A 12,105-nucleotide genomic window follows, 5' to 3' on the forward strand; every position below is an offset into this window, starting at 1 on the left:
TAAATAGGAAGCCCTGATCAGAAATGGTCGGGGCTTTTTTCGTTTCAAGAAACGTTTTAAACCATCAGCCGGGTTGAAGCACCTGATCCCATCTCGCAAAGTCATGTGAGAGGGTCGTTATCAAGATTTAATTAAGAGAAGCCCCATCCTGCTAAGTAGGATGGTTTTTTTCGTTATGGGAAATCACCATTGCCGATGGTCGTGATGGGCTTTTTATGGCAGACTAGCAGATTGTCACCTTGCCATCGTATTCGCTTTGCCTGTTTCGTAGGTTTAACGCGTCGGCGCGAATCCCATAGCAAGACGATTGATCTGAGTTAATCTTTTCAAAGGTGGAGCGTTAGATCAAGGAATTCTATCCACCTTTTACTCATCATAAGTGTTCACTCTTTCAGGTTCTCTCACTGTTTTTTAGACTCAATGCATCTGCGAGAATTAAACGCAAAACTTCTCACTATTGTTATAAATTACAGCCGATGGCAAGGTCTGTCGGCAAATTAGCATATATTGGAAATATGAAATAGAACCAATAACCTATAAGTATGGTTGCAAGATTATCCAAAAAAATTCAAAGAATTTTGTAGTCTTATCTGTATGTCTTTTATTCTCAGATTTAAGTACTAGCATTAATGGTTGAATAACAATGGAAGGAGACGAAGATGGCAAAAGTATTAGTACTGTACTATTCAAGTTATGGTCATATAGAAACGATGGCGAATGAAGTAGCTGAAGGAGCGCGAAGCACAGGTGCTCAGGTTGACATTAAGCGAGTACCCGAGTTGATGCCAGAGGATGTGGCAAAAAACGCGGGAATAAAGCTTGACCAGGCGGCTCCTATCGCCAAGCCTGAAGACTTGGAAGAGTATGATGCCGTTATTTTTGGTTCACCCACTCGCTTTGGGAATATGGCCGCTCAGATGAGAAATTTTCTGGATATGACGGGGGGATTATGGGCCAAAGGTAAGTTAGTCGGTAAGGTTGGCAGTGTATTCACGTCTACTGGTACTGGTGGTGGTAATGAGACGACGGTTCAATCTTTTCATACAACGCTATTTCACCATGGTTTTGTTGTGGTTGGTTTGCCTTATTCTTGCCCAGAGTTGGCGGATGTGAGTGAAGTAAAAGGGGGCTCTCCATTGGGGGCTGGTACGATTGCAGGCGCCGACGGTAGTCGCCAGCCATCTCAGAAAGAAGTGGCGATGGCACGCTTCCAAGGTAAGCATGTTGCAGAAATTGCCGCGAAGCTAAGTGCATAACTCGGCTTGCTCGTAGATTTATTGACAAAAAAGGTAGGCCTTGAACGCCTACTTTTTTTGTCTGTTCTCCAGTAAATGCACGGTTTTTCTTCTCTTTTGCTAAAGCGAGTGTTAGAAACGGGAAAGAGGGAATACTGATGTATTTTTGTCACTTGTGATGACGATGAATATTTTGTGTTTTAGATCAAATATCGCTTCCCTCGTATGAGGTTATTCTCTATTCTCGCGCTCGTGGTACCACCATATTTTTTTCTGTTGTTTTTGATCAAAGCGGCTTTATTTTTTGTCCAAGGAATACCTATGAAAATCGCTATTTTATCGCGCAATCCCAACCTTTATTCTACTCGACGTTTAGTGGAAGCTGGTCGAGAACTGGGCCATGAGGTGGATGTGATAGACACGATGCACTGTTATATGGACATTACCAGTAGCAGTCCGTCGGTTCGTTACGATGGTCAGCCTTTGCCTATGTACGATGCTGTTATTCCAAGGATCGGTGCTTCTGTTACTTTTTATGGTACGGCCGTGGTCCGTCAGTTTGAGATGATGGGCACTTACAGTATTAATGAATCTGTGGCGATTAGTCGCTCAAGAGATAAGTTACGCTCTTTACAGTTAATGTCCCGTAAAGGTCTTGGTTTACCCAAAACAGGGTTCGCTCACCATCCAGATAAAATTGGTGACTTGCTAAAAAATGTTGGCGGGGCACCAGTGGTGATTAAATTGTTAGAGGGTACACAGGGGATTGGCGTGGTGTTGGCGGAATCTAATAAAACCGCTGAATCTATTATCGAGGCCTTTATGGGGTTAAAGGCTAATATTTTGGTGCAGGAATACATCAAAGAAGCTGGCGGTGCGGATATTCGTTGTTTGGTCGTTGGTGGCAAAGTGGTGGCTGCGATGAAACGGCAAGGTGCAGAGGGGGAGTTTCGCTCTAATTTGCATCGTGGTGGAACGGCTACTCTCGTTAAGTTGTCGCCAGAGGAGCGTAAAACGGCCATTGATGCGGCGAAAGTAATGGGGCTGAATATGTGCGGCGTCGATATATTGCGCTCTAATAATGGCCCTTTGATCATGGAAGTTAACTCATCCCCAGGTCTTGAAGGTATTGAGTCTGCAACCAAAAAAGATGTGGCTAAAATGATTATTCAATACTTGGAAAAAGCATCGATTACCGGGACGACGAAGACGAAAGGGAAGGGTTGATGAGTAATGATATTTTATCGATAGATGGAATTGATATTTCACTTGGCGAAACCATTAAAATTGAGTTGCCAATTATTAAGCTGTATACCGATACGAACATGTCCATGCCGATTTATATTCGACGTGGTAAGCGTCCTGGCCCGACGCTTTTTGTCAGTGCTGCGATTCATGGCGATGAACTGAACGGTATTGAGATCATTAGCCGCCTGATTAATAGTAAGTATATGGATAAAATTCGTGGCACTTTAATTGCCGTACCGGTGGTCAATGGCTATGGTGTACTCAGCCAAAGCCGCTATTTGCCAGATAGACGGGATTTGAATCGTAGCTTTCCAGGCTCCAAACGTGGCTCTTTGGCTGGACGAGTGGCGGATCGGTTTTTAACGGAAGTGGTGTCAAAAGCGGACTATGGAATTGATTTGCACACTGGGAGTTTGCATCGCTCTAATTTACCGCAGATACGTGGCAACTTGGATGATCAAGACATTTTAGGGATGGCAAAGGCCTTTGGCGTCCCTGTTATCTTAAACTCTAATTCCCGGGACGGTTCTTTGCGAGAGTGTGCAAATGATGTCGGTGCAAAAGTGATCTTGTATGAGGCGGGTGAGGCCCTACGTTTCGATGAATTATCTATCCGAGCGGGGGTAAAAGGGATTATTGGTGTGATGCGACACCTTGGTATGCTATCGAAATCTCGTCGTAAAAAGTCATTGCCAGAGCCCAGAATTGCCAGAAGCAGCAGTTGGATTAGAGCAACCGATAGTGGTTTTACAACGCATTTGAAAGCCTTGGGTGATCTTGTTGAAAACAACGAGTTGCTGGCTCAAATTAAAGATCCTTATGGGGAAGTGCTGGATGAGGTGGTGTGTAAAAAGGGTGGCATCATCATTGGTAAGCAAAACATTCCACTGGTTCAAGAAGGGGATGCGATGTATCACATTGCTCATTTTTCTTCGCCAGATGAGGTCGCTGAATACGTGGAAAGTATGCAGGATGAATTGATGGAGAACGACCAAGCTTTTCCTTTAGATTAACTGTATTTAGGCCCATTGGGCGAGATCATTTGTTAGGTAGCAAAAAAAGCCCTGCAAAGCAGGGCTATCAAACTAGAAAGTGACGCTACAATAAACGTAACGCGCCGTCGTTAAACGGCATTCTGACTTAATGATGAGTTTTCCAACACGTCATTAAGATGCAGCCAGGTTTCGATGACAGTATCTGGGTTAAGAGACATGCTCTCAATACCTTGACCGACCAGCCAGTCTGCAAAATCCGCATGATCCGAAGGCCCTTGGCCACAAATCCCTACGTATTTTCCTTTATTACGACAGGCGGTAATTGCCATCTTCAATAATTTTTTCACCGCAGGATTGCGTTCATCGAACTTATCCGCGATGAGACCGGAGTCTCGGTCTAATCCAAGGGTTAACTGGGTTAGATCGTTTGAACCAATAGAGAAGCCGTCAAAGTATTCTAAGAACTCATCAGCAAGTAAGGCATTGGATGGAAGTTCACACATCATGATGACTTTCAGGCCATTTTCTCCGCGTGCTAGGCCTTGTTCTGCCAATAGTTCGGTGACTTGTTGAGCTTCTTCGAGTGTGCGCACAAATGGGATCATAATCTGAACATTTGTTAAGCCCATTTCGTTACGTACTCGGCGAATGGCCTCACATTCCAAGGCAAAGCAATCACGGAACGAATCGTCGATATAGCGAGCCGCTCCACGGAAGCCTAGCATTGGGTTCTCTTCATCTGGTTCGAACAATGGACCACCAACGAGGTTGTGGTACTCGTTTGACTTAAAGTCAGATAAACGAACAATGACGGGCTTTTTAGAGAAAGAACAAGCCAACGTGGCGATCCCTTCTACCAGCTTGTCGACATAGAACTCCACAGGGCCCGAGTACCCCGCGATACGATGGTTGATCTCTTCTTGCAGAGAGGCATCCATTTGATCGTAATTCAATAGCGCTTTTGGGTGAATGCCAATCATACGGTTAATAATGAACTCAAGACGAGCCAATCCGATACCAGCATTAGGCAACATGGCAAAATCAAACGCACGGTTTGGGTTGCCCACGTTCATCATGATTTTCACTGGTAGGTTAGGCATGTTGCCCACTTCTGAGGTGATCACATCGAACTTGAGCTGACCTTGGTAGACAAAGCCCATATCCCCTTGGGCACAAGAAACTGTGACGGATTGTCCATCTTTTAAAACCTCTGTGGCATCACCGCAACCGACGACAGCGGGAATGCCCAACTCACGAGCAATAATCGCAGCATGACACGTACGTCCACCACGGTTGGTGACGATGGCCGAGGCACGTTTCATAATAGGTTCCCAATCGGGATCCGTGATGTCGGTTACAAGAATATCACCTGGTTGAATGCGATCCATCTCGGTAATAGACGACAGCACTTTGACTTCGCCTGTGCCTATTTTGTGACCAATCGCGCGCCCAGTGATGAGAACAGATGAGGTTTCTTTTAGAGAATAACGTTCCATGCTTTGTGCATTGGTTTGGCTGCGGACGGTTTCAGGACGGGCTTGAACGATGTAAATTTTGCCGTCTACTCCATCTTTTGCCCATTCTATGTCCATGGGGCGTTTGTAATGTTGTTCAATGATGCAAGCTTGGCGTGCCAAATCTTCGATTTCTTCATTGCTCAGTGCGAAGCGGTTTTGGTCATTCAACTCGACAGGAACAATTTCGACGAATTCTTCGCTGCCAGCTTCCGCGTATTGCATTTTTTGCGCTTTAGAACCAAGAGACTTACGCACAACAGCAGGGCGGTTAGCGGCCAATGTGGTTTTATGTACATAGTACTCATCTGGGTTGACGGTGCCTTGTACGACCATTTCACCGAGACCGTAAGCGGCTGTGATGAAGACCACTTCGTTGAAGCCTGATTCGGTGTCTAATGTGAACAGTACGCCAGAGGCGCCAATGTCACTGCGAACCATCTTTTGAATGCCAGCAGACAGTGCCACCCCTTTGTGTTCAAAGCCTTGATGCACACGGTATGAGATCGCGCGATCATTAAATAGTGAAGCAAAGACGCGTTTAATGGAGGCTTTAATATCTGCCAAGCCTTTGACGTTTAAGTAAGTTTCTTGCTGTCCTGCGAAAGACGCATCTGGTAGATCTTCAGCGGTTGCCGAAGAGCGAACAGCGAAAGACGTATCGCTAGGGTTGTCATCGCACAGTACAGCAAAGGCGTCTTTGATTTCTTGATCAAATTCAGCAGAGAAAGATGCACTTTCAATCCAGCCTCGAATTTGCACGCCAGCTTCAGCAAGGGCATGAACATCATCGACATCTAAGCTGTCTAGGGTTTCATGGATTTTTGCATCCAAGCCACTTTCTTCTAGAAAGCTTTGATAAGCATAGGCAGTGGTTGCAAACCCATTTGGTACTTGAATACCAAGGTCCGTCAGGTTGGAAATCATTTCACCTAAAGATGCGTTTTTACCGCCGACTTCACCGACATCTTCTAAACGAAGATCTTTAAACCACTTAATAAATTTGCTCACAAGGCACTCCAGAAATTGTTAAACGTAAAAGCTCTTTTTATTGTGTCTTTCATATCATCGTGCTGTTCGACATCGCTGAGATATCAAGACAAGACAGCCGGAATATTTTTCTAGCCTGCGCTTGTCAAAGTGCAGCGAATGAGATCATTGTATGTAGAGGAGTGCTGAGGAATAAAATCGATTATTCGATGTTGTTTTATTTCAATTTAAAAATTCAATGTTGTTGTATAACAACAAAAAAGAGAAAAAAATGATGAAAGTATATTTTGTTTCCGATGGAACGGCGATTACAGCTGAAGTGTTCGGTTCTGCGATATTGTCCTTTTTTGATATCCCAATCGAAATGCAAAGTGTGCCTTTTGTAAATACCAATGACCAAGCCAATGGTTTAAAAAGACAAATCAATTTAGAAGTGGTGAATGGCAATGCTCCACTGGTGTTTTATACGATTTCTGACATCTTAATCCGTGAGATTATTCAATCTTGTGATGCTCACTGTTATAACGTGTTTGGTGACTTGCTGTTACCCATTGAAAAAGCCTTGGGAGTGAAAGCCCTGCCGACGGCTCAAAAGGCCCATGGTATGAAAGCGGGGGTCTATGATGCTCGCATCGAGGCGATTAACTACGCCTTAGCGAATGATGATGGCGCATCAATCAAAAATTTCGATCAAGCGGATATCATTTTATTGGGTGTATCTCGGTCCGGGAAAACCCCCACCAGTTTGTACCTTGCCATGCAGTACAGTATTAAGGCGGCGAATTATCCGATTACAGAAGATGACTTTTCCGCGCCAGGCTTGCCAAAAGTGCTTCGTCCTCATAAGAAAAAGTTGTTTGGTTTAACCATTGATCCCGATAGATTGCACGAAATTCGTACAGGACGCATGGCATCTAGTAAGTATGCTTCGCCACGTCAGTGTCGTTATGAGTTAGAAGAAGTGGAGTCTTTATATCGACAAGAACGGATTCCTTTCTTGAATTCTACGCGGTTATCGGTGGAAGAAATTTCCGCCAAAGTCATGGCCGAAATGCATTTGGTGCGTCATAGACAGTGAGTTTTGTCGAAAAACCTATCAACTTATTCGATGGGTTCTTGTTTTTTGTGGGTTATTTAACTGGATTTGACGCAAAAAGGTGCGACGTCACCTTAAAACTATCACAATCAATCGGTATAAAAACCCTTAAGATTAGCGAATGAGTGCGTTTTGTTGTGAAATTACACATAGAGCAATAACGTGAGGTTGGCTATTTCGAGCTGCTTGTGCAGTTTATGTGAACAAGTGCGTTAAGCTAAAGAGTATTGGCGGATAATACTCTATAATAATGCCTTATCAGGGAAGGTGCGAATAAGTTGTCTAAGACTCAGGCTTTCAGAAAGATGGTCAATTAAGGCGTGATGTTGAGGAGTGTAGCTTTCGAAGCATCGCAATGCAGGAGCAATTACCGAGACAGGAGGACTTGTTTGTACCTTCCCTAGACAGGTCAGCGACTTGTTAAGCGGCTAACTAGAAGAAACACTAGACGGCATAAGACTATAGAGGAACAGGGCGCTGCAGAGTATAAGATGCCAATACCCATATTTTCATAAGGCTGCATCTTATTGAACAAATCAAGGATAAAAATACATTGAGTAATAAAAAAATTAACGACCCACATCAGCAGCGCGAAGCCTCTAAATACGATAATCCGGTACCGAGCCGAGAGTTTATTCTAGAGTTTCTGGCGACCCAGAACACAAGCCTTGGTCATTTTGACCTGTGCAAAGCCTTTGGTCTGACAGGGGAAGATGAAATAGAAGCCCTTCGCCGTCGCTTGATCGCCATGTGTCGCGATAGTCAACTAGTTAGTAATCAGCAAGATGAATACACCCCTATTTTAGAAAGCGACCTGATTGAAGGTTATGTGCAAGGTAATAAAGAGGGACATGGCTTCTTATTGCGCCCTAGTGACGATGATATCTTCTTATCGGCCCGTCAGATGCAAAATGTGATGGATGGCGATAAGGTGAAAGTGCGCCTGTCTGGCCGAAGTGTAAAAGGCCGTTTAGATGGTGTTGTGGTTGAGATATTAGAACGTAAGCACAGTCAGCTGGTTGGACGCTATTATCTAGAAAAAAATGGCGAGGAAAGTCGTACGGCTTTTGTCACTCCAGAAAACCCGCGCATTTCTCAAGATATTCTCATTACCAAAGATTCTGGTTTAACTCCCTCTCACGGACAATATGTGTTGGCAGAAATTGTCAGTTATGCAGAGCGCGGCAAACCAGCACAAGGCATAGTGAAGAAGATTCTCGGTGACTTTATGGCACCAGGGGTCGAAATTGAAGTGGCAATGCATCGTTATGAAATCCCTAACGAGTGGCCTGCTGCCGTGGAACAGCAGATTAAGCATTTTAGTAGCGAAGTAGCCGAAGAAGACAAAGCGCATCGTGTGGATCTCCGTGATACTCCATTTGTCACTATTGATGGCGAAGACGCGCGGGATTTTGACGATGCCGTTTATTGTGAAAAGACGCCTGGTGGTTGGAAGCTACTGGTGGCGATTGCCGATGTGTCCCACTATGTGAAAAAAGACACAGCCTTGGATGAAGAGGCGATTGTGCGTGGCAACTCGGTATATTTCCCAGGTCGTGTGATTCCTATGCTGCCGGAGATTTTGTCGAACGGTCTGTGTTCTTTGAATCCAGATGTAGATCGTTTGGCGATGGTGGCGGAAATTTCGTTGACGTCTCGCGGTAAGATGCGTGGTTACAAGTTTTACGAAGGCTTGATCCGCTCCCATGCCCGTTTGACCTATACCAAGGTCGCGAAAATGATTTCATCAGAGCCCGGTGAACAAGGTATAGAGCTGCGTGAGCGTTATGCCTCCATCGTGTCACATATTGATGATTTAAGCGGCTTGTATCATGTGTTGAAAGAAGCACGTGATGAGCGGGGGGCGATGGAGTTCGATACCATTGAAACGCGTATGGTATTCGATGAGGATTCTAAGATTGAGCACATTGTTCCGGTAGAGCGTAACGATGCCCATAAATTGATCGAAGAATGTATGTTGTGTGCCAATGTGGCTGCCGCAGAGTTATTGATCAAAGCGGATTTGCCTGCCTTGTTTCGTGTCCACGAGGGACCAAAAGAAGAGCGCCTATTAACCCTGCGTACTTATCTTGGTTTGCTTGGCTTGGAATTAACGGGTGGTCTGAAGCCAACTCCGGATGATTACGCCAAGTTAGCAGAACAGATTAAAGATCGGGCGGATGCTCGTAGTATTCAAACCATGATGCTGCGTTCTATGTCCCAAGCGGTATATCAAGCGGATAACATGGGCCACTTTGGTCTGAATTACCCTGCTTATACCCATTTTACCTCGCCGATTCGTCGTTATCCTGATTTGTTGACCCATCGTGCCATTCGCTACTTGATTCGTGGCGAAGGTCGCCCTGTGGTGCGTCAAGCATATCGTGTGGCAGGTAGCCCAACGATTAAAGAGCGCAAAATCTATGGTTATGACCATGCGGATATGGATGGTTTAGGTGACTCCTGTTCGATGACAGAGCGTCGCGCAGACGAAGCCACTCGCGATGTGGAAGCCTGGTTAAAATGCCAATACGTTGAGCAGCATTTAGGTGATGCATTTGAAGGGGTAGTGACGGCCGTTACCTCATTTGGTTTGTTTGTGGAATTACAAGGTTTGTTCGTTGATGGGTTGGTGCATATTTCTGGGCTCGGTCAGGACTACTTTGTTCATGATATCGAGCATCAGGCGATCATTGGTGAACGGACTGGTCGGGTATTCCGTCTTGGCGATACATTAAAAGTGCGTGTATCCAGTGTCAACCTTGAGCAACGTAAGATTGATTTAAGCCTAGATGAAACCAAGCCACGTCAACGTCAAAAAGTAGAGCGTAATGATTTAACTGAGTTGGAAATGCAGCTTGCCCAGTTGCCGCCAATAGAATTAGGTGGCCGCGGTAAACCAAAAAATCTTCCCAAGGACGAGAAGATCGCCTCTTCTAAAGAGAGTAAAGGTAAAGGGGAGAAAGACGGTGTGCAGGCAAAATCGAAAAAGCGCCGCACGCCATCTAAAGGCAAACGTGTTCGTCAGAAAAAATCGTCGTCGGCTGCCGCTGCAAAGTCCACCACCTCTGCGGTGAAAAAACCGAAAAAAGCTAAGAAAAAAGTCAAAAAGAACAATGCTAAGCCACGTGCGCGTGATTAATTGATTGATCGAGTAAAAGGTAAAAATGTCTGATTTAGAATGGATCTATGGTATTCACGCTGTTGAAAATGCTTTGTTACAACAGCCTGAACGGGTCAAAGAAGTACGTTTTCAAGAAGGCCGAGATGATAAAAAGACACAGCGTCTTGTCCAATTGTGTAAAACCCATAAAGTACGTTACAGCTTGGTGGCTCGTCGTGAGTTAGATCAGTTGTTTACGAAGACCAAAGAGCGAGTGGTTCATCAAGGGGTTGTGGCCTATACAACTATGACCAAAGCGGGCAATGAGGCGGATCTGCATAGCTTAGTTGCTGGCTTAGATGAAAATCCGTTGATTATTATTTTAGACGGTGTGACCGATCCTCATAATTTAGGGGCGTGCTTACGTAGCGCCGACGCCGCCGGGGCTCATGCGGTGGTTATGCCAAAAGACAACTCTGCTCCGATGAATGCTACCGTGAGTAAAGTTGCCTGTGGGGCCGCTGAAAGCATTCCTGTTTTTGCGGTTACCAACCTTGCTCGTACCATGAAAAAGCTACAAGACCAAGGGGTGTGGATATTTGGTACCGCTGGTGAAGCGACGCAAACAATTTATGAGCAAGACTTGACGATTCCGACGGCCATTGTGATGGGAGCAGAAGGAGAAGGCATGCGACGTCTGACCCGTGAACAGTGTGATTATCTGGTGAAACTACCAATGGCCGGTGTGGTGTCAAGCTTGAATGTCTCTGTGGCAACGGGGGTTTGTTTATATGAAGTGGTTCGTCAACGCGCTGTGAAAGCGCTGGCTTAAGGAGACGGTTCGGTGTTCGAGCAATTTGATATTTCGTTGCCTTCGTTGGAGTTAAAGGCAGCTTTACAACATAAAATCGATTCCAAAACCAAACCCGTTGGGGCGTTGGGGGAGTTGGAAAGCATCGCTTTTCAATTGGGGACGATTCAAAATAGCCTGACACCGGATGTCTCAAGACCCCAAATGATCGTCTTTGCTGCTGACCATGGCGTTGTTGATCAGGGGATCAGTTTGTTTCCACAAGAAGTGACACCGCAAATGGTGATGAACTTCTTAATGGGTGGGGCTGCAGTCAGTGTTTTTTGTCAGCAGCATGGTGTACCTCTGCGAGTGGTTGATGTGGGCGTTAAGTCAAGCATTGATGATCACCCTTTGCTTGGTCAGCGCAAAGTGGCGTTTGGCTCGAAAGACTTTAGTCAACAAGCAGCGATGACCTCCCAAGAGCTAGCAAGAACGATCAGCGCAGGAGTGGATGAAGCTGATTTAGCAATTGATGCGGGCTGTAATCTGCTTATGTTCGGTGAAATGGGTATTGGTAATACCTGTGTCTCCTCTTGTTTGATGAGTGCAATGACTGGCCTGTCAGCGAGTCAATGTTCTGGTCGGGGAACGGGGCTGGATGAGGCGGGCGTGTCGCATAAGGCGCGAGTCATTGAGGCATCTATTAAGCGTGCACAAGAAGAAACAGGCATGGCTGCGGTAGAGTGGAGTCCACAAACCTTAGCTGAGCAGCTTGGTGGCTTCGAAATCATTGCCATGGCAAGCGCTATGCTACAAGCTGCCCATAGACAAACCGCATTTGTGGTGGATGGTTTTATTTGTACTGTGGCGTTCTTATTCGCTCAAAAAGTTGAACCTAATGTGCGTCACTACGCGATGTTTGCGCATCAATCGAATGAAAAAGCCCATCGATTGTTACTGGAACAGCTAAAGGTTGAACCCATTTTATCCTTGGATTTACGTTTAGGTGAAGGCTCTGGTGCCATTCTTGCTTATCCTTTGATTCAAAGCGCCACTGTCTTTTTGAATAAAATGGCAAGCTTTGAAAGTGCCGGTGTCAGTGGCCAATCCTAGAGAAGTAACCATATCAGT

8 protein-coding genes are annotated in these 12,105 nt (G+C 45.4%); 7 read left to right on the forward strand and 1 reads right to left on the reverse strand.

The genetic code is table 11. The features are described from left to right. Positions 1-659 precede the first annotated feature (659 nt). From wrbA to JHD45_RS14765, 3 genes are all read left to right on the forward strand, one after another. On the forward strand, positions 660-1,256 hold the full coding sequence (wrbA, locus tag JHD45_RS14755) for an NAD(P)H:quinone oxidoreductase (protein WP_199477279.1): 597 nt from the start codon (positions 660-662) through the stop codon (positions 1,254-1,256). A 300-nt stretch (positions 1,257-1,556) separates the two neighbouring features. Then, on the forward strand, positions 1,557-2,462 hold the full coding sequence (rimK, locus tag JHD45_RS14760) for a 30S ribosomal protein S6--L-glutamate ligase (RefSeq protein WP_199477280.1): 906 nt from the start codon (positions 1,557-1,559) through the stop codon (positions 2,460-2,462). After that, positions 2,462-3,496 (forward strand): succinylglutamate desuccinylase/aspartoacylase family protein, encoded by a 1,035-nt coding sequence (locus tag JHD45_RS14765; protein WP_199477281.1) that lies wholly within the window; start codon positions 2,462-2,464, stop codon positions 3,494-3,496. Before rimK ends, JHD45_RS14765 begins: the two co-directional genes overlap by 1 nt. Before the next feature lie 110 nt (positions 3,497-3,606). On the opposite strand, the gene ppsA is transcribed toward JHD45_RS14765, so the two are convergent. After that, positions 3,607-6,003: a phosphoenolpyruvate synthase gene (gene ppsA, locus JHD45_RS14770; RefSeq protein ID WP_199477282.1), complete on the reverse strand. Its 2,397-nt coding sequence runs from the start codon at positions 6,001-6,003 to the stop codon at positions 3,607-3,609. Positions 6,004-6,253: 250 nt separating this feature from the next. Here ppsA and JHD45_RS14775 point away from each other — a divergent pair, with 250 nt between their 5' ends. The 4 genes from JHD45_RS14775 (at position 6,254) to cobT (ending at position 12,087) form a co-directional block, all read left to right on the forward strand. Next, positions 6,254-7,060, forward strand: a complete 807-nt coding sequence (locus tag JHD45_RS14775; protein ID WP_325097305.1) for a pyruvate, water dikinase regulatory protein — start codon at positions 6,254-6,256, stop codon at positions 7,058-7,060. 571 nt (positions 7,061-7,631) lie between these two features. Beyond that, complete coding sequence (gene rnr, locus JHD45_RS14780) at positions 7,632-10,220, forward strand: ribonuclease R (protein WP_199477283.1); 2,589 nt, start codon at positions 7,632-7,634, stop codon at positions 10,218-10,220. 25 nt (positions 10,221-10,245) lie between these two features. Continuing rightward, on the forward strand, positions 10,246-11,013 hold the full coding sequence (gene rlmB, locus JHD45_RS14785; protein WP_199477284.1) for a 23S rRNA (guanosine(2251)-2'-O)-methyltransferase RlmB: 768 nt from the start codon (positions 10,246-10,248) through the stop codon (positions 11,011-11,013). A 12-nt stretch (positions 11,014-11,025) separates the two neighbouring features. Then, the gene (cobT, locus tag JHD45_RS14790; RefSeq protein ID WP_199477285.1) at positions 11,026-12,087 is read left to right on the forward strand and encodes a nicotinate-nucleotide--dimethylbenzimidazole phosphoribosyltransferase; all 1,062 of its coding nucleotides are present in this window, start codon (positions 11,026-11,028) and stop codon (positions 12,085-12,087) included. Positions 12,088-12,105: the final 18 nt, after the last annotated feature.

Origin of the sequence: Marinomonas spartinae, assembly GCF_016461715.1 — a bacterium.
Lineage (GTDB): Bacteria > Pseudomonadota > Gammaproteobacteria > Pseudomonadales > Marinomonadaceae > Marinomonas > Marinomonas spartinae_A.